We start from the raw sequence: 24,857 nt of genomic DNA, 5'->3' as shown, positions 1-24,857 counted from the left end.
CGTGCGAACGCCTATGCACTTAATGCACATCAGGATGCGGGTACGGCCATTTCCGCTGTCCGCACGTGAGGAGAAGACCCCAAGTTCGGCGCAAGGATGAAATTCACGCCGACCGCTGGCGTGGTTGCAGGTCTTATAGATAATTTCGTAAAGACTTGCCATAGCACCAAAGGTCAAAATTGGACATTTTTTGATCCCGCCGAAAGCGCCAATGAAGAAAGAGCCGATGCATGCATCTTACCGCTGAGAATCTGGCTGCCCGGCGCGGGGAAGATCTGATTTTCGTTAACGTTTCCTTTAGCTTGCAGGCCGGCGAGGCACTGATCCTGACGGGTAAAAACGGATCGGGAAAGTCCACTTTGCTGCGCGTAGTGGCGGGCCTTTTGAGGCCCGAAAAGGGCTCCGTCACATTCTCTGATTCGGGGAATGCCGAAAGCCGTCCGGCAGCCGAAGCGAGCCACTACCTTGGTCATCGCAACGCAATGAAGAATGAACTTACGGTTGCAGAGAACCTGGAATTCTGGCGATCCTTCCTTGGCTCCGACAAGACCTCCGGCCTGAGCACCGAAGAGGCTGCGGCCGCCGTCGGCCTGCCCGGCATCACTCACCTGCCCTTCGGCTATCTCTCCGCCGGTCAGCAGCGCCGCTTTGCCTTCGCCAAGCTTCTGGTCGCACATCGCCCGGTCTGGATCCTGGACGAACCGACAGCGGCACTCGATGCCAGCGCCGACCGCCTGTTTGCGAGCCTAATCGAAGGGCATCGCAGGGGTGGCGGCATTGTGATTGCCGCGACGCATCAGCCGCTCGGGCTCGAAAACGCCGGAGAATTGCGCATGACCGGTTTTGCCGGCGTCGAGCATGGAGTCTGGGGATGACCGCCCTCTTCCTTCGCGACCTCAGGCTTTCCATCCGCGCGGGCGGCGGTGCACTGATCGGCATCCTCTTCTTTCTGACGGTCGTCGCCGTTATTCCCTTCGGCGTTGGCCCCGATCTTGCGCTTCTTTCGCGCATCGGCCCTGCGATCGTCTGGATCGGGGCGCTGCTTGCCGCCCTTCTCGGGCTCGACCGCCTGTTCCAGGCCGAGCGCGACGACGGTTCGCTCGACCTGATGCTCATGCAGGAGACGCCGCTGGTGCTGACCGTGCTTGTCAAATGCGCCGCGCATTGGACGGCGACCAGCCTGCCGCTCGTCGTCGCTTCCCCCTTGCTCGGCCTTTTCATGAACATGAACGAGACGGCGATCGGCGCCACCATGCTCACACTTCTGGTCGGTTCGCCGGCGATTACCTTCATTGGCGCGGTCGGCGCGGCCGTTGCCGTCGCGCTGCCGCGCGGCGGCCTGCTTGTCTCCGTCCTGATCCTGCCGCTGACGATCCCGGTTCTGATCTTCGGCGTCAGCGCCACCTATGCGGCGGTCGTCGGACCGTCGCCCTTCCTGCCCCCGTTTCTGATCCTCATTGCCCTGACCCTGTTCTTCGCCGTCATCGGCCCGGCGGCTGCGGCGCTGGCCCTGAGAAACACGGCGGATTGATTGGCGCTTCGATTGCGGCCTCCGGCGGATCAAGGTAAGGAAGCGGATATGAGCGAAACGAGCCTTGCCATCAGCAAATTCAGTGATCTCGCCAACCCGACGCGGTTCCTGGCGCTGGCATCGCGCGTCATTCCCTGGCTCGCGGGCATCACGGCCCTCTGTTTTATCGTCGGGCTCTATCTGAGCTTCTCGACGGAAGGAGATTACCAGCAGGGTGAAACGGTGCGCATCATGTATGTGCACGTGCCCTCCGCCTGGCTCTCCATGATGTGCTACACGATCATGAGCATTTCGGCGATCGGCACGCTTGTCTGGCGCCATCCGCTGGCAGATGTGTCGGCCAAGGCCGCAGCCCCGCTCGGCGCCGCCTTCACCCTGCTTGCGCTCGTCACCGGCTCGCTCTGGGGCAAGCCCATGTGGGGCACCTGGTGGGTCTGGGATGCACGCCTGACCTCCGTCTTCATTCTCTTCCTGATGTATCTCGGACTGATCGCGCTGAACCGCGCCATGGACGAGCCCTCCAAGGCGGCACGCGTGACCGCCGTCCTCATCCTGGTCGGCTTCGTCAACATTCCGATCATCAAGTTTTCGGTCGACTGGTGGAACACGCTGCATCAATCGGCGAGCGTGCTGCGCCTCGGCGGTCCGGCGATCGATCCGGAATTCCTGCGCCCGCTGCTGGTCATGGCGACCGCCTTCACCCTGCTCTTCTTCACGCTGCATCTGATGGCGATGAGAAACGAGATCTGGCGCCGCCGCATCGCTTCCCAGCGCCGGATGGCCGCCCGCATGGCAAGCCGCGAGGACTAGGGATGGGTTCCTACGCTTTCTACGTCTACGGCTCCTATGGTTTCGCCGCCATCGTCACCATTGCGGTGACGCTCTGGACCTGGGCTGACGGACGTGCCCGCCGGAAGGAACTGGCAGCGCTCGAGGCGGCCGGTATTCGCCGCCGTTCCGCCCGACCCAAGGATAGCGAATGATTGACGCTCCGCAAGAAAATCGGCCGAAGAGCCGCGGCCTCAGCCGTTATATTGCCGCGCTGATTCCGCTTGTCGTCTTCGGCGGCATTGCCGCAACGGCGGCTAAAATGCTTTACGACCAGGATTTCCACGGCAAGAACATCGCCGAAATCCCTTCCGCGCTGATCGGCACGAAAGCGCCGTCGCTGAACCTGCCGGCGCTCGAAGGCTCCAACCTGCCGGCACTGACGGATGAGACCGTCAAGGGCAAGCTCACGCTCGTCAATGTCTTCGCCTCATGGTGCATCCCCTGCCGCGACGAACACCCCGTTCTCAAGCAGCTGGCGCAAGACGGACGGCTGAACATCGTCGCGATCAACTACAAGGACAAAAGCGAGAACGCGCTGCGCTTCCTTGGCGAACTCGGCAATCCCTATCACGCGATCGGCGTCGACCCCAACGGCAAGGCGGCGATCGACTGGGGCGTCTACGGTATTCCCGAAAGCTATCTCGTCGCCCCCGACGGCACGATCATCTACAAGCGTGTCGGCCCCTTCGACGATATCAGCCTGAAGGAAGGCCTCTTCCCGGCAATGGAAAAGGTATTGGGCAAGCCGGTCTCTTGAATTTATCTGGATTCACGCAGTTCCGGACGTAAATCGCCGAACACTTTTGCCGGAATTGCTTTAGGCGCCGCCCTGCCAGACCTTGATCGCCTCGACCGGCCAGATCAGCATCAGCACGTTGAGCGTCAAATTGTCCCGGATCATGTAGCCCGTGAAAATTTCGAAGAAGATCGCGATCGCCACCGTCAGCGCCACTGGCGCGCGCCAGGCGAAAAAGAAACCGACGGCCATGAAGATCGTATCCATGGCTGAATTGATGATGCTGTCGCCGTAATAGTCGAGCGAGATCGTCGCCGTGCGGTAGCGGTCGATGATCACAGGCGAATTTTCCAGAAGCTCCCAGCCGGACTCGATCAGCACGGCCAGAAGCAAGCGCGCCGCAATCGGCTTGCCGCGAAGCAGAAGATGCGTGAGCCCGTAAAACAGGAAGCCGTGGATGATGTGGGACGGCGTGTACCAGTCGGACAGATGCTGGGAATTGCCGCTGGAATTGACCGTGCCTTCCCAGAGCTTGACATAACCGCACGTGCAGATCGGCACCCGGCCCATCCAATATTCGAAAACGATCTGGACGATCAGCACTGCGAAGCAAGCGGAAAACCAGAAAATCCGATGCCGTGACCGGTCTGCGTCGTCGATGACTGTCACTTCTCGCTTTCAGCCTCGGTGGGAATGCTGTGCTTCAGCACCAGCGGCATCTGCGCCATTGTGAAGATGATGGTGATCGGCATCGTGCCCCAGACCTTGAAGGCGATCCAGAAATTGTCCGAGAAATTGCGCCAGACGACTTCGTTCAGCACCGCGAGGAACAGGAAGAAGATGCCCCAGCGGATCGTCAGCTTGCGCCAGCCTTCGGCATCAAGCTGGAAGGCAGCGTTGAAGACATAGCCGAGCAGCGATTTGCCGAAGGCAAGGCCTCCGAGCAGCGCGAAGCCGAAGAGCGCATTGACGATCGTCGGCTTCATCTTGATGAAGGTCTCGTTCTGGAGCCAGATCGACAACGAACCGAAGATCAATACGACGATGCCGGAAACAAAAGGCATGATCGGCAAATGCCCAAGCACGATCTTGGAGACCAGGAGCGAGACGATGGTCGCAGCCATGAACAGCCCGGTCGCCACGAAGAGCGGGCCTCCGAGTTCGGCCAATGCCGGAAAGCGCGCAACCAGCCATTCGCCACGCAGATTGGCAAAGAAGAAGACCAGAAGCGGGCCCAGCTCCAGCGCCAGTTTCAAAAGCGGATGATGCCGGTCTGCGGCGCTGGGAGTAATATCGCTTTCAGTCGTCATGCTTTTTCAAACCTGCTTTTTTGCAATGCATGCAAGCCATCAACGGCTAATCTGTGGCATCACTGGCCGATGCCGGCAATAGCCTGCGCAAAATCCTCGGCCTCGAACGGTTCGAGATCGTCGACCCCTTCTCCGACCCCGATGAAATAAACCGGCAGCTTGTGCTTGGCGGATATCGCCACCAGGATGCCGCCGCGCGCAGTGCCGTCAAGCTTGGTCATGACGAGCCCGCTGACACCGGCAACATTGCGGAAGATTTCCACCTGATTGAGTGCGTTCTGCCCGGTTGTCGCATCGAGTGTCTGGAGGACGGTGTGCGGCGCATCCGGGTCGAGCTTGCCGAGCACACGCACGATCTTCTCGAGTTCGGCCATCAGCTCTGCCTTGTTCTGCAGGCGGCCGGCCGTGTCGATGATCAGCACGTCGCATTTTTTGGCTTTCGCCTGCTCGAACGCATCGTAGGCAAGGCCCGCCGCATCCGCACCGAGCTTGGTGCCGATAAATTCGGACCTGGTGCGCTCGGCCCAGATCTTCAGCTGCTCGATGGCCGCCGCGCGGAATGTATCGCCCGCCGCCAGCATCACCTTGAGACCGGAGCCGGAAAGTTTCGCCGCCAGCTTGCCGATCGTGGTCGTCTTGCCGGTACCATTGACGCCGACAACGAGGATGACATGCGGCTTGTGCGAGAGATCGAGCTGCAAAGGCTTGGCGACGGGTTTCAGAACCTTGGCGATTTCGCCCGCCATGATGCGACTGACGTCTTCGCCGGTAACATCCTTTCCGTAGCGCTCGGACGCGAGCGTGTCGGTAACGCGCATCGCCGTCTCGACGCCGAGATCAGCCTGGATCAGCAGATCTTCGAGATCCTGCAGCGTATCGTCATCGAGCTTGCGCTTGGTAAAGAGCGCGGTGATCTGGCCCGTAAGCTGGGAAGAGGTGCGCGCCAGCCCGTCACGCAGCCGCTGGAACCAGGAAAGTCTCGGCGGCGGCACGACCACGGGTTCGGCTTCCACGACAGGTCCGGTGGCGAAGCCTTTGGGAAGAACGGGCTCGGCAGCGGACTCCGAAACATCGTCTTCCACCTCGGCCGAAGTTGCAGGCGGAATTTCCTCAAGCGGCGTTTCGGCTGTCTCCGCAGCTGCTTCGTCGTCACTGGCGGCAACAGGGATAGTCTGGCTTCCCTCGGCCTCGGCCTCGGCTTCCAGCAGCGACAATGGCACCACGCCCATGTCACCCAGTTCATCGGGGGCCGGGAGCAATTCCGGCTCAACCTCCACGGGCTCGGGATCGACAGGCTCCGCCTCAGCCGCACCATCCCGCTGGATATCCGCCGCAGGTCCGCCGGCCGTATCCATCTCCTCGGCAAGGACAGGATCGTCGGCAACCGGCAGGTCTTTGTCGCGCGAGCGCGGCTCCAGTTCCCTTTCCACGGCTTCCGGCACAGGCTCTTTCGCCGGCTTGCCGAAGGTGAACACCTTTTTGATGAAACTGAGCGCCATGAGCTGTCCGTGAAGTCAGGCCGCCGCGGCAGCCGTCAATTGCATGTCGAGATGCTTGCCGTTGTGGCCTGATATCGTCGCTTCGACAATCTCGCGCGGACGAAGACCGGGGGTGGCGACAAGCGTGAAATTTTCCGTATGGGCAAGACCGTTGTTTTCTACCAGCAGCCATTGCCGCGTTCCGACCATCTTGTCCAGATGGCGCCGGTGCAGCATCTGTCCAGTGGCGCGCAGGCGCGCGGCACGGTCCTTGATCAGGGACCGGTCGAGTTGCGGCATGCGTGCGGCAGGCGTGCCGGACCGAGGGCTGTAGGGAAAGACGTGCAGGTGCGCGATGTCGGCCTCTTCCGCCAGCCGTACCGCATTCGCAAACATGTCCTCGGTCTCCGTCGGGAAGCCGGCAATCATGTCCGCGCCGAAGCTGATCTGCGGCCGCAACCGGCGCACGTCCTCGATGAAGCGCAACGCATCCGCCCGCAGGTGACGGCGTTTCATGCGCTTCAGGATCATATCGTCGCCATGCTGCAGCGACAGATGCAGATGCGGCATGAAACGCGGCTCGTCAGCGATGAGGTCCATGAGATGGCGATCGGCCTCGATACTGTCGATGGAAGACAGCCGCAGCCGGCGGATATCCGGCACCTGCTTGAGCAATGTCTTTGCGAGCAGCCCAAGCGTCGGCTCGCCGGGAAGGTCTGCGCCGTAACTCGTGGCATCGACGCCGGTCAGCACGATTTCGCGATAGCCGCTTTCGACGAGATTGCGCGCCTGATCGACCACAGCACCCATCGGCACGGAACGCGAATTGCCGCGGCCGTAGGGAATGATGCAGAAGGTGCAGCGATGGTCGCATCCGTTCTGCACCTGGATAAAGGCCCGCACGTGGCCGTCGATATGCCTGACCATTTGCGGCGCGGTATGGCGCACGCTCATGATATCGTTGACGCGCAGCTTCTCTTCCGCCGAAACGCCGAAATCCGGAAGCGCGCGATAGGAGGCAGCCTTCAGTTTCTCTTCGTTGCCGAGCACGGCGTCAACCTCGGCCATCTCGGCAAAGGTTTCCTTTTCGGTCTGGGCGGCACAGCCGGTGACGATGATGCGGGCATGCGGATTGTCGCGCCGCGCGCGGCGGATCGCCTGGCGGGCCTGGCGCACGGCCTCGCCGGTGACGGCGCAGGTATTGACCAGAATGGCATTGTTGAGCCCGGCCGCTTCCGCCTGCGATCTCATGACTTCGGATTCATAGGTATTGAGACGGCAGCCGAAGGTGATGACCTCGACGCCGCTCACCGCGCTTCCGCTCCAGGTGCGGAATCGCGCGACCAGGCGCCGGTAGAAGGGTTGACGCTGCCGGACCATTCCCATTCTGCCGGACCGGTCATGACCACATGGTCGTCCTCGCGCCACTCGATGGTCAAGGGCTGGCGGACCGGGCTGGACGCGACATCGATTGTCACCTTGCGGCCGGTACGGCCGGTGCGGGCGGCACTGACGGCAGAAGCGCAGGCAGCCGATCCGCAGGCGAGCGTCAGGCCCGCACCACGCTCCCACGTGCGCGTGCGCAAAGCTGAATTCGAGATGACCTGCGCCAGCGTGATATTGGCCTTTTCCGGGAAGATCGGGTGGTTTTCCAGCAGCGGACCAAAGCGTTCGAGATCGAAGCTCATCGGATCGCGGTCGACCCAGAAGATCGCATGCGGGTTGCCCATGGACATGGCCGAAGGAGAATGCAGCACCGGATTGTCGATCGGCCCGATCTGCAGCTCGATGCGGCTTGTGTCGTGAAACTCCTCGGCAAGCGGAATACGGTTCCATTCAAAAACCGGCCTGCCCATGTCGACGGAGATCGTACCGTCCTCATGCTCGACCGCGTTCAGGATGCCGGCGACCGTCTGGAAGGTAAAAGCTTTCCTGCCGGTCTCGGCGGCCAGAGCCTGCACGACGCAACGCGTACCGTTGCCACAGGACTGCGCCCTGGAGCCGTCGCAGTTCAGGATATCGATATAGGCGTCGGTGCCGTGGGCCTTCGGATCATGGATTGCCATGATCTGATCGAACTGCGTCTCGCCATCCGCGTTAAGCGCGATCGCGGCCTGCGGCGTCACCTTGTCGGTCCGACCGCGCATATCGACAACCAGGATCTTGTTGCCAAGCCCGTTCATCTTCGCGAATTCGACCGTGTTGCTCATCTGACTGTTCCTGCTGCATTCCGGCTGTATATGGCGGAAATGCCCGCGGATTACCAGTGGGAGAAGAACCTTCTGCCCTTCTGCCGACGAAGCCATGCCCGGTAAAAACGGGGGAATGCATGGCTGCGCCATGCGGAACTATCGACATGCGGATACTGTCGAGCATCCCCTCACGCGCTTCGCATCGGATCTATGTGGATTTATCGCAGACTGCCCTCGGGACCGAGAGACGCCGCATGGGCTTCGACGATGGCGGCGGTGATCACCTTTCGCAACTCGTAGACCAGCAGACGGGACCGTTTGCGATCCAGATCCTGCGCCGCCTTCGCCAGGTTCAGGCCTTCATTCAGTACGATAGCGTGCGCGCGCGCCAGCGCCCAGCTTTCGATATCCGGGTTTAACATTTGATATCTCCGCCGATTCATTCGGCATCAAGGATATTCACGAATCATTTTACAGGATGTACTTAAGTATGAAGTAGAATCAGAAGCGGAATATTTTGCAACTGGACTTTTCAGGAAATTTGACACGCCGATCGAAATATTCATCTTTAAAACTCGGAATACCGGACGTTTTAAAACTTTAATGTTAGTATATATAAATATGTACTAGCACTGCCGTAACCGGCCGCATATCGACATGGCCTGCAGTTCCGCAACCTTCGAAAAGTGCACGACGGCGCTGTCAAGCGTATTCGCCTTGACTTTCCTGCTGCTTTCCTGTTTATCGCGCCCAATCTGCGACGAGTAACAGACTCCGAGCCGCCGACCGGGACATCGATTCCGGAGGTCAACACCCGACAGCGCGTTGCGCCCTCGGGTGCTTTTTGGCTTTGCGTCTTGTTTTCGTCAAGGAAAAGCACGACGTTTCGGACATCCCAAAATTCCCCGAAACGTTATCAAGGAAGAGCCGATGTTTGAGAACCTCCAGGACCGTCTTGGTTCCATCCTGAATGGACTGACAGGCCGTGGCGCGCTTTCGGAAAGTGATGTTTCCGCGGCGCTGCGGGAGGTTCGCCGCGCGCTTCTGGAAGCCGACGTTTCGCTTGAGGTCGTTCGCTCCTTCACCGATCGCGTCCGCGAAAAGGCCGTCGGCGCCGAGATCCTGAAGTCGATCAAGCCCGGCCAGATGGTCGTCAAGATCGTCCATGACGAGCTGATCGAGATGCTCGGCGGCGAAGGCGTCGGCGTCGACCTGCGCGCCGCCGCCCCCGTCGTCATCATGATGGTCGGCCTGCAGGGTTCCGGTAAGACGACGACGACGGCAAAGATCGCCAACCGGCTGACGACGCGCGAGAAGAAGAAGGTGCTCATGGCATCGCTCGACACGCGACGTCCGGCCGCACAGGAGCAGCTTCGCCAGCTCGGCGCCCAGGCCAATATCGACACGCTGCCGATCATTGCCGGCCAGTCGCCGACCGACATCGCCGCCCGCGCCGTTCAGGCTGCCAAGCTCGGCGGCCATGACGTGGTCATTCTCGACACCGCCGGCCGCACCCACATCGACGAGCCCTTGATGGTCGAAATGGCCGACATCAAGAAGAAGTCGAACCCGCACGAAATCCTGCTGGTTGCCGACAGCCTGACCGGTCAGGACGCCGTCAACCTCGCCCGCAATTTCGATGAGCGCGTCGGCATTACCGGCCTCGTGCTGACCCGTATGGACGGCGACGGCCGCGGCGGTGCTGCTCTCTCCATGCGCGCCGTGACCGGCAAGCCGATCAAGCTGATCGGTGTCGGCGAACGCATGGGCGAGCTGGAAGAATTCCATCCCCGCCGCATCGCCGACCGCATCCTTGGCATGGGCGACATCGTTTCGCTCGTCGAAAAGGCCGCCGAAAATATCGACGCCGAAAAGGCGGCCGCCATGGCCGCCAAGATGGCCAAGGGCAAGTTCGACCTGAACGACCTCGCCGACCAGCTGAAGCAGATGCAGAAGATGGGCGGCATGGGTGGCATCATGGGCCTGATGCCCGGCATGGCCGGCATGAAGGACAAGATGGCTGCCGCCGGCCTCGACGACCGCTTGTTCAAGCGCCAGCTCGCCATCATCTCCTCGATGACCAAGGCCGAGCGCTCCAATCCCGACCTTCTCAAGCATTCGCGCAAGAAGCGCATTGCCGCCGGCTCCGGCACCGATGCCGCCGACATCAACAAGCTTCTCAAGATGCATCGCCAGATGGCGGACATGATGAAGATGATGGGCGGCAAGGGCAAAGGCGGCCTGATGAAGCAGATGATGGGCGGCCTTGCCGGCAAGATGGGGCTGGGGGGCCTCGGCGGCATGGGCGGTATGCCCGATCTCTCCAATATCGACCCGAAGCAGCTGGAGGCCCTGCAGAAGCAGGCCGAAGCCGCGGGTCTCGGAAAGCCGGGTGGGGGTTTGCCCGGTCTAGGCGGAGGCCTGCCGGGCGGATTGCCCGGTCTTGGCGGCGCAAAGCTGCCGGGCCTTGGTGGTGGTTTCCCGGGGCTGCCCGGATTGCCCAAGAAGAAGTGAAAGGATCGCCTGCCCCATGATTGATCCAGACGTCAAAGCCCAGCTCGCCAAGTATCGCCAGTCGATCGACAATATCGATGCGGCCCTTGTGCATGTTCTTGCCGAACGTTTCCGCTGCACCAAGGAGGTCGGCGTGCTGAAGGCAAAATACAATCTGCCGCCGGCCGATCCGGCGCGCGAGGAATACCAGATCGCCCGCCTTCGTCAGCTTGCCGAAGACGCGCATCTGGACCCGGATTTCGCCGAGAAGTTCCTGAACTTCATCATCAAGGAAGTCATCCGGCATCATGAGCAGATCGCTGCGGACCACGCCGCAGCACAATGAACGATACCGCCCCACGGAGCGGTCAAGAAAAGCCTAAGGAGTAAGAAAATGGCACTGAAAATTCGTCTCGCACGCGGTGGTTCCAAGAAGCGCCCGTACTACCACGTCGTTCTCGCCGATGCCCGCAGCCCGCGCGACGGCCGCTTCCTCGAGAACCTCGGTTCCTGGAACCCGATGCTCGCCAAGGACGACGAAAAGCGCGTTCAGCTGAACGGCGAGCGCATCAAGCACTGGCTCGACAAGGGCGCCCTGCCGACCGACCGTGTCCTGCGCTTCCTCGACGAAGCCGGCATCTCCAAGCGCGAAGCCCGCAACAACCCGGAAAAGGCAAAGCCGGGCAAGAAGGCTCAGGAACGCGCTGCCGAGAAAGCCCAGAAGGCTGCCGACGCCGCTGAAGCTGCTGCTTCCGCCGAATAATCGGTTTCGACTTCATCTGAGCGGGCGGCATGGCGACATGCCGCCCGTTTTCGTTTCCATTCTTCTGCACTTCGTTTATGAGAAGCGTGATCTCGGCTTCTGCCTGCGTTCGAATGAAGGAACCCATGACCAAGCTTGAAAACCCCGTGCTGATGGCGACCATCGGCGGCGCGCAGGGCATTCGCGGCGAGGTGCGTGTGAAGGCCTACACGGCCGATCCGACCGCGCTCGGCGACTATGGCCACCTGCACAGCATGGATGGACGCGCTTTCGAAATTCTCGAGCTGCGCGAAATGAAGAACATGGTTGTGGTCCGCTTCCGCGGCATCAACGACCGCAACGCCGCCGAGGCGCTGAACGGCCTGGAACTTTATATCGAGCGCGACAACCTGCCGGATGAGGAACTTGAGGACGACGAGTTCTTCTATGCCGACCTTGAGGGGCTTGAAGCCTATGACGACCAGGGCGTGAGCTACGGCACCGTCACCGGCGTCTTCGATTTTGGCGCCGGCGATCTGCTGGAGCTCAAAGGCCCGGGCAAGCGGCCGGTCCTTATTCCCTTCTCGGAAACCTCCGTGCTGGAAATCGACCTTGAGGCGGGCAAGCTGCTGATCGATCCGCTCGCCGCCGGCCTGATCGACGATCCCGATGATCTCAAGGGCCTGACGCCGGGCAAGCCGAAGAAAAAGAAGTAGACGCCATGGCTTTCCGGGCGACCGTGCTGACACTCTACCCGGAAATGTTTCCGGGCCATCTTGGCTTTTCGCTCGCCGGCAAGGCAGCCGAGCGCGGGCAATGGTCGCTCGACACCGTGCAGATCCGCGATTTCGCGACAGACAAACATCGCACCGTCGACGATACGCCCGCCGGCGGCGGCGCCGGCATGGTGCTGAAGCCTGACGTGCTTGCCCGCGCGATCGACAGCGCCAGTGAAAACGACACCCGCCCGCGCCTGCTGATGAGCCCCCGCGGCAAGCCGCTGACGCAGGAACGTGTACGCCAGGTCGCAGCCGGCGAAGGCGTGATTATCGTCTGCGGCCGTTTCGAGGGCGTCGATCAGCGCGTCATCGAGGCGCGTGGACTCGAGGAAGTCTCGATCGGCGACTACGTTCTCTCTGGCGGCGAGCCGGCGGCTTTGATCCTGCTCGACGCGATCGTCCGCATCTTGCCGGGCGTCATGGGCAACGATCTCTCCGGTCTGCATGAAAGTTTTGAAGGCGGGCTGCTGGAACATCCCCACTACACGCGCCCGCAGGAATGGGAAGGCCGCGAGATTCCGGCGATCCTGACATCCGGCAATCACGGAGCGATCGAGAAATGGCGCCACGAACAGGCCGTGGCCCTGACGAAGGAAAGGCGCCCCGATCTTCTTGCCGCACGCAAGGCCGGAAAAGACGGCTGATTTCACAAATTTGCCGTCCAAGGGATGACAAGCAGGACTCTTTCGTGTAATGGCGCACGCGGAAATGGGGCTCGCCCCGTCTGCCAGCAAACAAAGAATGGCGAATCCGCTCCCGCCTGCAAGGGCAAACTCCGGAGGCACAGACCGAAGGACAATGTGAGCGCTCTGGCTGTTTCAGAAGAACCAAAGGTTTAGACGATGAACATCATTCAGCAGCTTGAGGCCGAACAGGCCGCCAAGATCGAAGCCAAGCGCACGCTTCCCGAATTCTCCCCGGGCGACACCGTCCGCGTCAACGTGAAGGTCACGGAAGGCAACCGTACCCGCGTTCAGGCCTATGAAGGCGTCTGCATCGCCCGTTCCGGCGGCGGCCTGCAGGAAAACTTCACGGTCCGCAAGATCTCCTACGGCGAAGGCGTCGAGCGCGTGTTCCCCGTCTACTCGCCGCTGATCGAAAGCGTCGAAGTCGTTCGCCGCGGTAAGGTCCGTCGCGCCAAGCTCTACTACCTGCGCGACCGTCGCGGCAAGTCGGCTCGTATCGTCGAGAACACCGGCACCCGCGCCCGCAAGCTCAACGATGCCGAGCGCCAGGCCGTTGCCGACGAAAAGGCACGGATCGAAGCTGAGAAGGTCGCCGCAGCTCAGGCTCTCGCCGCCGAAAAGGCAGCAGCAGAAGCCGCCGAAGCAAAGGCCGCAGCAGAAGCTGCAGCCGCTGCTGAAGGTTCGGCTGAATAAGCTCTCGCGAAAGCGAAAATCATTGCATGGAAAAGGCGGTCTTTGGGCCGCCTTTTCTTTTTTGCGTCGCCCGACGGCGCTTGCAGCCTTGCCATATCAGCAGGTTCCATGACAATTCTGCCATGCAAATATTGGGGAGCCACACCATGTTCTTTCGCCGCACCGTTCTTGCCGGCCTGACGGCCGTTATGCTTTCGCCGCTCACAGCCTTTGCCGCCGGCCTGCCGGATCTCGGCGGCAAGACCGTCGTCGTGGTGACGGAGAACGCCTATCCGCCGCTGCAATTCGTCGATCCCAAGTCCGGCAAGGCGATCGGCTGGGAATATGACGCGATGAACGAAATCGCCAAGCGGCTGAACTTCAAGGTCGAATACCAGAACACCAGCTGGGACGCGATGATCCAGGCCGTGTCGGACGGCCAGTACAATATCGGCATGACCGGCATCACCATCAAGGACGACCGCAAGCAGAAGGTCGACTTCTCTGACCCCTATATGCGCTCGCAGCAGTTCATGCTGGTGCGCGGTGACGAAGGCCGCTTCACCGACGCCAAGAGTTTCGCGGAACTCAAGGATGGCCTGATCGGCGCCCAGCCGGGCACCTCGCCCTTCTATACTGCGGTTTACGAAATCCTCGACGGCAACGAACAGAACCCGCGCATCAAGCTCTTCGAGACCTTCGGCGCAACCGTCCAGGCTCTGAAAACCGGCGATGTCGATCTCGTCCTGACCGACAGCGTTGCCGCCAAGGGTTATGTCGATTCCTCGAATGGCGGGCTGAAGGTTGTCGGCGAACCGCTCGGTACCGAGGACTTCGGCTTCATCTTCCCCAAGGGTTCCGATCTCGTTGCCCCCGTCAACGCCGCCATTGCCGACCTGAAGGCGGACGGCACGTTCGACGCACTGAACAAGAAGTGGTTCCTCGACTACAAGATGGGCGAATAAACGTCCGAGCGATCGCAGATGGCGCCACAACCATCCCCGCGACACGAGAAGGACGACCGCCCCTGGTGGCTGGCCGTCCTTGTTCTGATCGGCATCGTCCTCGCTGTTGTCATCGTCACCAACGACATTTACGCGCAGGTCTTCCGGACCGTCGTCAATGGCGTTGGCGTGACCGTATTCGTGACACTCGTCGCCTTCGTTCTGGCAACGGTGCTTGGCCTCGGCATCGCGCTGCTTGGCCTCTCCGACAGCATCGTCTTACGCCAGATCGCCCGCTTCTATATCGAGATTATCAGGGGCATCCCGATCCTGGTGCTGCTCTTCTACATCGCCTTCGTCGGCGCGCCGGGTTTTGTCGCTGCCTATAATTTTGCAATAACGCCCCTGGTGAAGGCCGGCATCACAGAGCCGATCCTGGTGCGCGACCTGTCGCTGATGTGGCGCGCCATCATCGCCCTGATGATCGGCTATTCCTCCTTCATCGCCGAAATCTTCCGCGCCGGCTTTCAATCGGTCGACATCGGCCAGATCGAGGCGGCCAAGTCGCTCGGCCTCTCCCGCTACCGCCGCTTCCGCCTTGTCGTCTTCCCGCAGGCAATCCGGGTGATCTTCCCGCCGCTCTCCAACGACTTCGTTTCGATGGTGAAGGATTCGTCCCTCGTCTCCGTCCTCGGAGTCGCCGACATCACCCAGATGGGCAAGGTCTACGCTTCCGGCTCCTTCCGCTTCTTCGAAACCTATTCGATCGTCACCTATATCTACCTGATCCTGACGATCGGCCTGTCGCTCGTCCTGCGGCGGATCGAGAAGAGAATGAAACAGATGCCGCGACGCTAGGGCGCCTTACGATTCGAATTGCCGTTTCGATCAAAAATCGCTATATCCAGCGCCATGGAATCCAAGTTCAGATGCATCGGTGCGCATATTTTCGTGCTGCAGGACCATTACCGCCTGCCGGCACGTTTCTTTGCGTCCGTTTCCGGTGCGCTCAACAGCCGACTTCGTTGATCGAATGACGGCCGGCGGAGCCTGTCCGCCACATCCTCAAATTCCATGCTCCAGCCAAACGGACATTAGCCATGAGCGCACCGCGTACCCTTTACGACAAGATCTGGGCCGACCATCTGGTCGACGAGCAGGAAGACGGCACCTGTCTTCTCTACATCGACCGCCATCTGGTCCATGAAGTCACCTCGCCGCAGGCTTTCGAGGGCCTGCGCATGTCCGGCCGCAAGGTTCGCGCCCCGGAAAAGACGCTTGCCGTCGTCGACCACAACGTTCCGACCTCCGCCGACCGCCACCTCGGCATCAAGAATGAGGAAAGCCGCATCCAGGTCGAACAGCTCGCCAAGAACGCCGCCGAGTTCAACGTCGAATATTACTCCGAGAGTGACAAGCGCCAGGGCATCGTCCACATCATCGGACCGGAACAGGGCTTCACCCTGCCGGGCATGACGATCGTCTGCGGCGACAGCCACACTTCCACGCACGGCGCCTTCGGCTCGCTTGCCCATGGTATCGGCACGTCCGAGGTCGAGCACGTTCTCGCTACCCAGACGCTGATCCAGAAGAAAGCGAAGAACATGCTGGTGCAGGTCGACGGCCAGCTGCCGCCTGGTGTCACCGCCAAGGATATCGTTCTCGCCATCATCGGCGAGATCGGCACCGCCGGCGGCACCGGCTATGTCATCGAATATGCCGGCGAGGCGATCCGCTCGCTGTCGATGGAAGGCCGCATGACGATCTGCAACATGTCGATCGAAGGCGGCGCCCGCGCCGGCCTGATCGCGCCCGACGAAATCACCTTCGAATATATCAAGGGCAAGCCGCGCGCGCCGAAGGGCGAAGCGCTGGAACAGGCAATCGCCTACTGGAAGACGCTGAAATCCGACGAAGGCGCGCATTTCGACCGCGTCGTCAAGCTCAACGCCGCCGATCTGCCGCCGATCGTCTCCTGGGGCTCCTCGCCCGAAGACGTCGTCTCAGTTCAGGGCATCGTGCCGAACCCGGACGAAATCCAGGACGAGACGAAGCGTGCCTCCAAGTGGCGCGCGCTTGACTATATGGGCCTGAAGCCCGGCACGAAGATGACCGATATCGCCATCGACCGCGTCTTCATCGGTTCCTGCACCAACGGCCGTATCGAAGACTTGCGCGCCGCCGCCAAGGTCGTCGAAGGCAAGACCGTTGCCTCGACCGTCAACGCCATGATCGTTCCGGGCTCCGGCCTCGTGAAGGAACAGGCGGAAGCCGAAGGCCTCGACAAGATCTTCAAGGCCGCGGGCTTCGACTGGCGCGAGCCGGGCTGCTCCATGTGCCTCGCCATGAATGACGACCGGCTGAAGCCGGGCGAGCGCTGCGCTTCGACCTCGAACCGCAACTTCGAAGGCCGTCAGGGCTTCAAGGGCCGCACGCATCTCGTCTCGCCGGCCATGGCCGCCGCGGCCGCGATTGCCGGCCACTTTGTCGATATCCGCGAGTGGAACTGACCTCTCTCGCATAGTCAGCTTGAAACAGCCCGGTGCTCCATGGCACCGGGCTGTTTGTTTCAAGGGCATAACGATGGTATCCTTTGTGACACCTGGATGAAATTCGACACAGTGTCCAATTCGCTTGCCTCTTTTCGCCCGCTCATCCGTTAACGAGGCGACGCCTGCCGTTTGGCCCGGATTCAGCCGGAAAGGGAGGGTCTTCAATGATGTCGACGGAGAAGAGCTATGAACAAGACACTGATCAAGCGCTTGCCGATTGCCTTCGGTGCAGCCCTCTGCCTCGCGCCAGCCAATGCCACCCTTGCGGCGCCGCTGCACATGGGCGCATCGCCTGAAACAGCCCGCATTGTCCGGCAGGTCGCTGCGCAAGAGCACAGCTGGAACGGCTATCGTGGCTACCAGAGCCCGCGTGAAGGATATCGCCAGGGGCCGGACGGCTACTGGTACCCTGCCAAGGCCTTCGCTTCATCGGAGACGACCGGCTCGATCGGCGCGCCGGCCCCGCTCGCCCGACCCATGCCCTATCATATGGACAGGAAGCGTCCCCTCGATATGGACTGCAGTCTCCGTTTCAATCCAGGGAGCGGCTCGAGCTGCAATTATTGATCGTCTGCAGCATTGGATGACCCTCAAGGGCGAGGAGAGGGTCATCCTGTCCGGGACCTAGAAGGTCGCGGTATAGGGGTCCGGACCCATGCGGGCGCCGGCGCTGTCGAGCTTGGCGATCGCAGCCATGTCTTCGCTGTCCAGCTTGAAATCGAAGACATTGAAGTTCTCCTCGATACGCGAGGGCGTAACCGACTTCGGAATGACGACGAGGCCGGTATCGATGTGCCAGCGAATGATGGCCTGCGCCGGGGTCTTGCCGTGCTTGGCGGCAATCTGTCCGATGACCGGATTGGAAATGAAGCGGCCCTGGCCGAGCGGACTCCAGGATTCGGTGACGATGTTCAGCTTCTTATGTGCTTCCTGCGCGGTCTTCTGCTGAAAGTCCGGATGCAGCTCGATCTGGTTGATCACCGGAACCACACTCGTATCGCCGACGATGTGGTCGAGATGGTCGGGATAGAAATTCGACACGCCGATAGAGCGCACGCGGCCCTCTTCGCGCAGGCGCACGAAAGCCTTCCAGGTTTCGCGATAGAGGCCGCGATGCGGCGACGGCCAGTGGATGAGGTAGAGATCGATATAATCGCTGCCGAGCTTCTTCAGGCTGATCTCGAAGGCGCGCAACGCATTGTCATAGCCCTGGTCCGTATTGCGCAGCTTGGTGGTGACGAAGATGTCCTTGCGGTCGATGCCGGAGGAGCGGATGCCTTCGCCGACGCCCTCTTCGTTGTCATAGCCGGACGCCGTGTCGATGTGGCGATAGCCGGCGGCAAGCGCTGCACGCACGGTCGGCGCCGCGATTTCCTGCGGCGTCTGCCAGACGCCGAGACCCACCTGGGGAATGGAATGTCCGTCGTGGAAAGTAATGATGGGTTGAGTGGTCACAATATATCTCCGGAAGTTTAAAGGATTGGCCAAAGACACGAATTGAATAGGGCATGAATTGAAGCCGCGAAGCGGCTTTCCTTGGATGCATTGCAGCCCGCGCATCCGGTCGAAAATCCATATAGGACACGCAGCCGGCAATACAATCAGAGAACGCGGACGATCGTTCCCTTTCTGAGGAAGGGCAGGATACGGCGCATGTCGCGGGCGCTGACGGCGACACAGCCGGCGGTCGGCTCATAACCGGGGCGGATGAGATGGAGGAAGATCGCCGAGCCGCGATTGCGCACCCGGGACGTCACGTTCCAGTCGAGAACCAGGCATATATCGTAAAGCCCGTCCTTCCGTTTCATCTCCTCGTGGCTCGGCTTGAACGGCGCCTTGACCAGCCTGTTGTAATTCGCATCGGTGGGCTGATCGCACCACAGCATATCAGGCCGGATGCGCCTGACGGAAAGGGTTGTCGGGAGATGCCCGTTGCGTTCGCCACGACGAAAACCGTGGAGCAGCCGCATGGCGGCGATCGGCGTTGCGCCGTCGCCTTCCCGTTTTACCACCGTGCGGCCGCTCCGGCCGATCGCGGCCATAAGGGTAAGCGGACCAAAACGCACGATGGCCCTGCTCTTTCTGCCTGGAGCGGCACGTACCACGAGCGTTGAGGGCCGGCCATTTCGCTCTCGCCTTGCTTTTTCCATTTTTCTCGCATGTTCTTGAATTGCCTTAGGCTTCGATTGAAACCATATGAACCCCGAGACGGCAACCGCAGACCGCCAATCCTTGCCAAATGTGGAATTTGGCGTAGGAAGTATCTGACAGAACGCAAGGACGCACCCGCATGACCGCACGCACCATTCTTCTGGTGGATGACGACGACGACCTTCGCCAGACGCTGACGGAGCAACTGTCGTTGTATGAGGAATTCACGGTCCTGCAGGAAGCGACCGCCGGCAAAGGCGTGCAAGCCGCCCGCTCCAACCCGGTCGATCTCTTGATCATGGACGTCGGCCTGCCCGACATGGATGGCCGCGAAGCCGTGAAGCTGCTGCGCAAGGGCGGTTTCAAGGCGCCGATCATCATGCTGACCGGCCACGACACGGACTCCGACACGATCCTTGGCCTTGAGGCCGGTGCCAACGACTATGTCACCAAGCCATTCCGCTTCGCGGTGCTGCTTGCCCGCATCCGCGTGCAGCTGCGCCAGCACGAACAGAGCGAGGACGCCACCTTCACCGTCGGCCCCTATCTCTTCAAGCCGAGCCAGAAGCTGCTCACGACCGACAACGGCCAGAAGATCCGTCTGACGGAAAAGGAAGCGGCAATCATCCGTTACCTCTACCGCGCCGAACAGAAGGTCGTGACCCGCGACGTGCTGCTGGAAGAAGTCTGGGGCTACAATTCCGGCGTCACCACCCACACGCTGGAAACCCACGTTTACCGCCTGCGCCAGAAGATCGAGCGGGATCCGTCCAACGCCGAGATCCTCGTGACGGAAAACGGCGGCTACAAAATCATCCCGTAGCATGTCTCTTTCCGACGATATCCATCTGCTGTCGCAGCTTCCGCTCTTCAAGCACATGAACGACGACCAGCTGCGCCTGATTGCCTTCGGCGCCGATCGTCGCGTGATTGCGGCCGGCCAGATGCTGTTTCGTCAGGGTTCACCCGCAGAAAGCGCCTATGTGATCACCAGCGGCAGTCTCGAACTCAGCGTGACCGGTCCCGACGGCATAGGGCGGACCGAAGCCATCGCCGGCCCCGGAGCATTGATTTCGGAACTCGCCCTTATCACGCTGGTGGAGCGCAAGTTCACGGCGATCGCGCGCGAGGATACCGGCATCATCCGCATTACGCGGGCGCTGTTCCATCGCCTGATCGAGGAATATCCGTCGGCGGCGCGGATCATGGAAAACCGCATCCGCGACAGCATTGCCGATCTTGCGGCACAGGCCGCAAGCCAGTTTCACCGCTTCAGCTGACGCGTTCAGATGTTGAGATGTACCGTCACCGGCACATGGTCGGACGGCCGCTCCCAGCCGCGCGCTTCCTTCAGCACATCGATACGCTGCAGATGCGGGCCGAGGTCGGGCGAGGACCAGATATGGTCGAGGCGCCGGCCCTTGTCGGCAGCCTCCCAATCCTTCGCACGGTAGCTCCACCACGTATAGAGCTTCTCATTGGCAGGCACATGCTGGCGCATGAGATCGTGCCAGCCGCCGCGCTTCATGACCTCGATGAGCCCGTCGGTTTCGACGGGCGTATGGCTGACGATCTTCAGAAGCTGCTTGTGCGACCAGACATCATGTTCCAGCGGCGCGATATTGAGGTCGCCGACGAGAATGGCTGAGGTGTTCGGCTCGGCGCTGGCCTTGAGATTCTTCATTTCCTCGATGAAATCGAGCTTGTGGCCGAATTTTGGATTGATCGTGCGATCAGGCTCGTCGCCGCCTGCAGGGACGTAGAAATTGTGCAGGCGGATGCGCCGGTTGCCGCGTTCGAAGATCGCGGAAATATGGCGCGCATCGCCGACATTGCAGTAATCCTGCCGATGGTCTTCCGTCAGCGGCACGCGGGAGGCGATGGCAACGCCGTGGTAGCCCTTCTGGCCGTGGACGATGATATGCTCGTAGCCCATGGCGCGCAGCGGCGCCAGCGGGAAGAGATCGTTCGGAACCTTGGTTTCCTGCAGGCAGAGGATATCGGGCCGGTGCTTGCGCACCAGCTGCTCGACGATCGGCATGCGCAGCCGCACCGAATTGATGTTCCAGGTGGTAATGGAAAAGCTCATGCCAGGCCCTTTCAGATCCGTCCGAAAAGGCTTTAGAGCAAAGAGATCGGCGAGAAAACCGGCCGCAGGCAAAAGCGGCCGGCGATCAACCGAAAAGCATCAATCCCGGTTCGCCGATGTGCCCTTGATATCCTCGTAGGGCACGCGGAAGACGCGATCGTCGAAGGCAACGCCGGTCTTCACGTTGAAGATCATGACGGACGTATCCTTGCCCTGGTTGTCCGTGATCGTCCACTGGCGCAGATCGTAGGTCTTCGGATCGAACATCATCGTGATGGTCGAATTGCCGAATACCGTATTGTTGCCGAGCGAGATCGTCGTCAGATCGGATTCTTCCTTCACGCCCTTCACCATGCCGGCGGAAAGGTCGATACGCTGCGCCAGCAACAAGCTGAGCGGCGTCTTGGAGAGCGGATAAAGATCCCATGTCTTCAACTTCACGTTGCCGATCGCGACATTCCTGCCATCGGCGATGACGCGCATTGGCGACGGATCATCATAGTTGAAACGCAGCTTGCCGGGACGCTCGATAAAGAACTTGCCGCCGGTCTGTTCCCCGCGCGGGCCGAATTGCACGAACTCGCCCTGCATGGTGGCAACGCCGGAGAAATGATCGGCGATGGCCTGCGCCGTAGCGCTGTTGGCGACCGGTGCTGCCGCCTGGGCGAAAACGGGGAACGGGACGGCACTTGCAACGGCCGCGGCGGCGAATACGCCGAGAACATCGCGGCGGGATACCGGCAGGCCGGAAAAGATGGATGCGGAGTTGGTCATATGAACCTCCTGTATGCGGTCTGCATGCCGCCGAAAGGCGGCGTCTTCAAGGCGCCGCGATCGCCCGGTGAAAGGTAACGGATTACATGCCCCGAGGTTTCCACCGGATGGGCCGAGCCATCAAAAATTTCTTTCCTCAGCGGTCGAGGATATCCCCATCCGTCGGCACGAGAATCTCGCGTTTTCCGGCATGGTTGGCCGGGCCGATAATGCCCTCCTGTTCCATGCGTTCGATCAGCGATGCTGCTCTGTTATAACCGATACCGAGCCTGCGCTGAACATAGGATGTGGACGCCTTGCCGTCACGCAGGACGATGGCGACGGCCTGGTCATAGGGGTCTTCCGAATCGGAGAGATTTGCCGTGCCGGCCGGACCGCCGCCATAGTCGCCATCCTCGTCATCGTCGGCCGTGATGGCATCGAGATATTGCGGCGAGCCCTGTGTCTTCAGATAGGAGACGATCTCCTCGACTTCGACGTCGGAGACGAAAGGACCGTGGACGCGCTGGATCCGGCCGCCACCGGCCATGTAGAGCATGTCGCCCATGCCGAGCAGTTGTTCTGCGCCCTGCTCGCCGAGGATCGTGCGGCTGTCGATCTTGGACGTCACCTGGAAGGAGATGCGGGTCGGGAAGTTCGCCTTGATCGTGCCGGTGATAACGTCGACCGAGGGGCGCTGCGTTGCCATGATGACATGAATGCCGGCCGCACGCGCCATCTGCGCGAGGCGCTGGACGGCACCTTCGATATCCTTGCCGGCGACCATCATCAGGTCGGCCATTTCGTCGATGATGACCACGATATAGGGCATCGGCTGCAGGTCGAATTCCTCGGTCTCGTAGACTGCCTCGCCGGTCTGCCGGTCGAAGCCGGTCTGCACCGTGCGCGAGATCGTATCGCCCTTGGCAAGCGCCTGCTCGACGCGCGTATTGAAGCCGTCGATATTGCGCACGCCGATCTTCGACATCTTCTTGTAGCGCTCTTCCATCTCGCGGACGGTCCATTTGAGCGCGACGACAGCCTTCTTCGGATCCGTTACGACGGGCGAGAGCAGATGCGGGATGCCGTCATAGACGGAAAGTTCCAGCATCTTCGGGTCGATCATGATGAGGCGGCACTGTTCCGGCGTCATGCGGTAGAGCAGCGACAGGATCATGGTGTTGATGGCAACCGACTTGCCCGAGCCCGTGGTACCGGCCACGAGCAGATGCGGCATCTTGGCGAGGTCGGCGATCACGGCCTCGCCGCCGATCGTCTTGCCGAGCGCCATGGCAAGCTTCGCCTTGGAGCTTTCAAAATCACGCGACGCGATGAGCTCGCGCAGATAGACGGTTTCGCGCGTCTGGTTCGGCAATTCGATCCCGATCGCGTTACGACCCGGCACAACGGCGACACGGGCGGCAATTGCGCTCATCGAACGGGCAATGTCGTCGGCAAGACCGATGACGCGGGAGGACTTGATACCGGGTGCCGGTTCCAGTTCGTAAAGTGTCACGACCGGACCGGGGCGGACATGGATGATCTCGCCCTTGACGCCGAAATCCTCCAGCACGCCTTCCAGCATGCGGGCATTCTGTTCCAGCGCGTCGGCAGAAAGCGTGGAATCGCGCACCACGTTCTTCGGCTCGGCAAGCAGGTGCATGGAGGGAAGCTGGAAGCCTTCCGGCCGGATGAACGAACCTTGCGCCTCGCGTTCGACGCGGGCGCCGGGTTTTGGACGGGCGGATGCGGGGATGACGCGCGGCTCGGGTTTGCCGGCCGGTTTGGCCGGCGCGCGAATCATCCAGTCGTCCTCATCGTCATCGGGCAGGATATCGGCCGGGCGCGGCGGCATGTCGGTATCGAACGGCGGATCGTCGTCCTCATCGTCGTTGAGCGAAATGGAAGGCGTCGAAACCACGCGGCGGCTCGAAACGGCGCGCGGCTCCATGGAAGGATCCATGCGCTCGCCGCGCGCTGCAGGTTTGGCACGCACCGGCTCGTTCAAGGTGCCGAATTCGTCGTCGTTGAAATCATAGGGCGATTCGAAGTCGCTCTGGCGGCGTTTGCGTGGCCCCATGCCGAAAAGTCGGCGCAGACGCGCCTGGTTCATATACCAGGCATGCGTCATGGCCCCGCTGAAGGCCATCCAGCGGGAGCCATCGTCGTCCTCGTCCTCATCGCCGACGACACGCACTTTGCTGCGGGTATCGACATAATCCTCTTCTTCTTCTTCCTCCTCCTCGTCGAGCTCGCTGCGGCCGACGATGCCGGCAGCAAAAAGCATCATCCACGCGGTCGGAACGGCGAAGACGCAGCCGACGGCAGTGGCAAAGACACCGGTCGGATAGGCACCGACGAAGAGGGCGGGAAAACGCAGGATCATGTCGCCGATGACCCCGCCGATACCGTTCGGGATCGGCCAAGTGAGCGGCGGCGGAAAACAGCCGATGACGGCGGAGGAAAGCACCGTGCCGGCAAGCCAGGCGCCGGCACGCGCCGGAATGCGGCTGAGGCGGCGGCCGGAAATCAGTGCCAGTGCCCAGGCAACGATCGGCAGCATCGACACGACGCTGGCAAGCCCCAGGAACTGCATGGCGATATCGGCAAAGGCAGCGCCGCTATAGCCGAGCACATTGGTCGGCAGATTGCCGGTGGCATAGGAATAGCTGGGGTCGGTCACGTTCCACGTCGCCAGCGCCGCAACTGCAAGCGCCAGCACCACGAAGACCGCAAAGCCTGCGAGAGCCTGGATCTGCCGCAGCATGAATGCCGAGAAGGAGAACCGGTCAGGGCGGCCATCCATTGCCGCCGACGTGCTTCTTGCCATGTTCTAACCCGTCCAATGCCTGTGGGCACGCGAATCGCCAATGTTCGCCGCGCCAAATGCGTCCGCTCCACCTAATCAAACTAGGGTT

28 protein-coding genes are annotated in these 24,857 nt (G+C 61.2%); 17 read left to right on the top strand and 11 right to left on the bottom strand.

The features are described 5' to 3' along the window. The first annotated feature begins 230 nt into the window (after positions 1 to 230). From ccmA to ACU8HS_RS10310, 5 genes are read left to right on the top strand one after another with little or no spacing between them, the layout of a single operon-like run. Positions 231 to 875, top strand: a complete 645-nt coding sequence (ccmA, locus tag ACU8HS_RS10330; protein WP_113413251.1) for a heme ABC exporter ATP-binding protein CcmA — start codon at positions 231 to 233, stop codon at positions 873 to 875. Then, positions 872 to 1,531 carry a heme exporter protein CcmB gene (ccmB, locus tag ACU8HS_RS10325; protein WP_112564512.1) on the top strand — a complete coding sequence of 220 codons (660 nt, stop codon included), beginning with the start codon at positions 872 to 874 and terminating at the stop codon, positions 1,529 to 1,531. The genes ccmA and ccmB overlap by 4 nt, the downstream gene beginning before the upstream one ends. A 48-nt stretch (positions 1,532 to 1,579) precedes the next feature. After that, the gene (locus ACU8HS_RS10320; protein WP_112757068.1) at positions 1,580 to 2,341 is read left to right on the top strand and encodes a heme ABC transporter permease; all 762 of its coding nucleotides are present in this window, start codon (positions 1,580 to 1,582) and stop codon (positions 2,339 to 2,341) included. A 2-nt stretch (positions 2,342 to 2,343) separates the two neighbouring features. After that, complete coding sequence (gene ccmD / locus ACU8HS_RS10315) at positions 2,344 to 2,514, top strand: heme exporter protein CcmD (protein ID WP_113413250.1); 171 nt, start codon at positions 2,344 to 2,346, stop codon at positions 2,512 to 2,514. Further along, entirely contained in the window at positions 2,511 to 3,119 is a 609-nt protein-coding gene (locus ACU8HS_RS10310) for a DsbE family thiol:disulfide interchange protein (protein WP_113413249.1), read from the top strand. Before ccmD ends, ACU8HS_RS10310 begins: the two co-directional genes overlap by 4 nt. A 60-nt stretch (positions 3,120 to 3,179) precedes the next feature. Here ACU8HS_RS10310 and ACU8HS_RS10305 read toward each other — a convergent pair whose 3' ends face one another. The 6 genes from ACU8HS_RS10305 to ACU8HS_RS10280 form a co-directional block, all read right to left on the bottom strand. Next, positions 3,180 to 3,767, bottom strand: coding sequence for a DUF2585 domain-containing protein (locus ACU8HS_RS10305; RefSeq protein ID WP_112757062.1), 588 nt, complete (start codon positions 3,765 to 3,767; stop codon positions 3,180 to 3,182). Beyond that, positions 3,764 to 4,408 carry a septation protein A gene (locus ACU8HS_RS10300; RefSeq protein ID WP_112564502.1) on the bottom strand — a complete coding sequence of 215 codons (645 nt, stop codon included), beginning with the start codon at positions 4,406 to 4,408 and terminating at the stop codon, positions 3,764 to 3,766. The genes ACU8HS_RS10305 and ACU8HS_RS10300 overlap by 4 nt, the downstream gene beginning before the upstream one ends. A gap of 59 nt (positions 4,409 to 4,467) precedes the next feature. Continuing rightward, the gene (ftsY, locus tag ACU8HS_RS10295; protein ID WP_113413248.1) at positions 4,468 to 5,907 is read right to left on the bottom strand and encodes a signal recognition particle-docking protein FtsY; all 1,440 of its coding nucleotides are present in this window, start codon (positions 5,905 to 5,907) and stop codon (positions 4,468 to 4,470) included. Between the two features lie 15 nt (positions 5,908 to 5,922). Further along, positions 5,923 to 7,197: a tRNA (N(6)-L-threonylcarbamoyladenosine(37)-C(2))-methylthiotransferase MtaB gene (gene mtaB / locus ACU8HS_RS10290; RefSeq protein WP_113413247.1), complete on the bottom strand. Its 1,275-nt coding sequence runs from the start codon at positions 7,195 to 7,197 to the stop codon at positions 5,923 to 5,925. Further along, on the bottom strand, positions 7,194 to 8,096 hold the full coding sequence (dapF, locus tag ACU8HS_RS10285; protein ID WP_112702643.1) for a diaminopimelate epimerase: 903 nt from the start codon (positions 8,094 to 8,096) through the stop codon (positions 7,194 to 7,196). The genes mtaB and dapF overlap by 4 nt, the downstream gene beginning before the upstream one ends. 200 nt (positions 8,097 to 8,296) lie before the next feature. After that, complete coding sequence (locus ACU8HS_RS10280; RefSeq protein ID WP_112702644.1) at positions 8,297 to 8,521, bottom strand: hypothetical protein; 225 nt, start codon at positions 8,519 to 8,521, stop codon at positions 8,297 to 8,299. 487 nt (positions 8,522 to 9,008) lie between these two features. On the opposite strand from ACU8HS_RS10280, the gene ffh reads away from it, so the two are divergent. From ffh to ACU8HS_RS10230, 10 genes are all read left to right on the top strand, one after another. After that, on the top strand, positions 9,009 to 10,592 hold the full coding sequence (ffh, locus tag ACU8HS_RS10275; RefSeq protein WP_112564490.1) for a signal recognition particle protein: 1,584 nt from the start codon (positions 9,009 to 9,011) through the stop codon (positions 10,590 to 10,592). Between the two features lie 16 nt (positions 10,593 to 10,608). Beyond that, positions 10,609 to 10,917 carry a chorismate mutase gene (locus ACU8HS_RS10270; RefSeq protein ID WP_112564488.1) on the top strand — a complete coding sequence of 103 codons (309 nt, stop codon included), beginning with the start codon at positions 10,609 to 10,611 and terminating at the stop codon, positions 10,915 to 10,917. A gap of 48 nt (positions 10,918 to 10,965) precedes the next feature. After that, positions 10,966 to 11,334, top strand: coding sequence for a 30S ribosomal protein S16 (gene rpsP / locus ACU8HS_RS10265; protein WP_112564486.1), 369 nt, complete (start codon positions 10,966 to 10,968; stop codon positions 11,332 to 11,334). Positions 11,335 to 11,459: 125 nt separating this feature from the next. Further along, entirely contained in the window at positions 11,460 to 12,029 is a 570-nt protein-coding gene (gene rimM / locus ACU8HS_RS10260; protein ID WP_112564529.1) for a ribosome maturation factor RimM, read from the top strand. Between the two features lie 5 nt (positions 12,030 to 12,034). Next, on the top strand, positions 12,035 to 12,736 hold the full coding sequence (gene trmD, locus ACU8HS_RS10255; RefSeq protein ID WP_112564484.1) for a tRNA (guanosine(37)-N1)-methyltransferase TrmD: 702 nt from the start codon (positions 12,035 to 12,037) through the stop codon (positions 12,734 to 12,736). Between the two features lie 198 nt (positions 12,737 to 12,934). Further along, positions 12,935 to 13,471, top strand: coding sequence for a 50S ribosomal protein L19 (gene rplS, locus ACU8HS_RS10250; RefSeq protein WP_112564482.1), 537 nt, complete (start codon positions 12,935 to 12,937; stop codon positions 13,469 to 13,471). A gap of 146 nt (positions 13,472 to 13,617) precedes the next feature. Continuing rightward, positions 13,618 to 14,415, top strand: a complete 798-nt coding sequence (locus ACU8HS_RS10245) for a basic amino acid ABC transporter substrate-binding protein (protein ID WP_112564480.1) — start codon at positions 13,618 to 13,620, stop codon at positions 14,413 to 14,415. 18 nt (positions 14,416 to 14,433) lie between these two features. Then, positions 14,434 to 15,252, top strand: coding sequence for an amino acid ABC transporter permease (locus ACU8HS_RS10240; RefSeq protein ID WP_377314756.1), 819 nt, complete (start codon positions 14,434 to 14,436; stop codon positions 15,250 to 15,252). A 242-nt stretch (positions 15,253 to 15,494) separates the two neighbouring features. Continuing rightward, positions 15,495 to 16,904, top strand: coding sequence for a 3-isopropylmalate dehydratase large subunit (gene leuC / locus ACU8HS_RS10235; protein WP_112702652.1), 1,410 nt, complete (start codon positions 15,495 to 15,497; stop codon positions 16,902 to 16,904). Between the two features lie 228 nt (positions 16,905 to 17,132). Beyond that, positions 17,133 to 17,513, top strand: a complete 381-nt coding sequence (locus ACU8HS_RS10230) for a cell surface protein (protein ID WP_447015846.1) — start codon at positions 17,133 to 17,135, stop codon at positions 17,511 to 17,513. 57 nt (positions 17,514 to 17,570) lie between these two features. Here the strand turns inward: ACU8HS_RS10230 and ACU8HS_RS10225 are convergent, their stop codons facing one another. Both ACU8HS_RS10225 and ACU8HS_RS10220 read right to left on the bottom strand, forming a co-directional pair. Next, complete coding sequence (locus ACU8HS_RS10225) at positions 17,571 to 18,401, bottom strand: aldo/keto reductase (protein WP_447015845.1); 831 nt, start codon at positions 18,399 to 18,401, stop codon at positions 17,571 to 17,573. 146 nt (positions 18,402 to 18,547) lie between these two features. Continuing rightward, on the bottom strand, positions 18,548 to 19,096 hold the full coding sequence (locus tag ACU8HS_RS10220; protein WP_447015844.1) for a L,D-transpeptidase family protein: 549 nt from the start codon (positions 19,094 to 19,096) through the stop codon (positions 18,548 to 18,550). A 140-nt stretch (positions 19,097 to 19,236) separates the two neighbouring features. Here ACU8HS_RS10220 and ACU8HS_RS10215 point away from each other — a divergent pair, with 140 nt between their 5' ends. Further along, a complete protein-coding gene (locus ACU8HS_RS10215; RefSeq protein WP_112564470.1) occupies positions 19,237 to 19,920 on the top strand; it encodes a response regulator transcription factor in 684 nt (227 codons plus the stop codon). 1 nt (position 19,921) lies between these two features. Beyond that, on the top strand, positions 19,922 to 20,377 hold the full coding sequence (locus tag ACU8HS_RS10210; RefSeq protein ID WP_447015843.1) for a cyclic nucleotide-binding domain-containing protein: 456 nt from the start codon (positions 19,922 to 19,924) through the stop codon (positions 20,375 to 20,377). Positions 20,378 to 20,382: 5 nt separating this feature from the next. Here the strand turns inward: ACU8HS_RS10210 and ACU8HS_RS10205 are convergent, their stop codons facing one another. The 3 genes from ACU8HS_RS10205 to ACU8HS_RS10195 all read right to left on the bottom strand — a co-directional run bounded on the left by ACU8HS_RS10205 (position 20,383) and on the right by ACU8HS_RS10195 (position 24,769). After that, a complete protein-coding gene (locus tag ACU8HS_RS10205; RefSeq protein WP_447015842.1) occupies positions 20,383 to 21,186 on the bottom strand; it encodes an exodeoxyribonuclease III in 804 nt (267 codons plus the stop codon). Between the two features lie 99 nt (positions 21,187 to 21,285). After that, positions 21,286 to 21,960: an outer membrane lipoprotein carrier protein LolA gene (locus tag ACU8HS_RS10200; protein WP_112756136.1), complete on the bottom strand. Its 675-nt coding sequence runs from the start codon at positions 21,958 to 21,960 to the stop codon at positions 21,286 to 21,288. 136 nt (positions 21,961 to 22,096) lie between these two features. Then, positions 22,097 to 24,769: a DNA translocase FtsK 4TM domain-containing protein gene (locus ACU8HS_RS10195; RefSeq protein WP_447015841.1), complete on the bottom strand. Its 2,673-nt coding sequence runs from the start codon at positions 24,767 to 24,769 to the stop codon at positions 22,097 to 22,099. Positions 24,770 to 24,857: the final 88 nt, after the last annotated feature.

This window comes from Rhizobium sp. KDH_Rht_773_N, from assembly GCF_052946295.1.
Note: the sequence above shows the minus strand (reverse complement) of the source record. Positions and strands in the feature narration are given on the sequence as shown.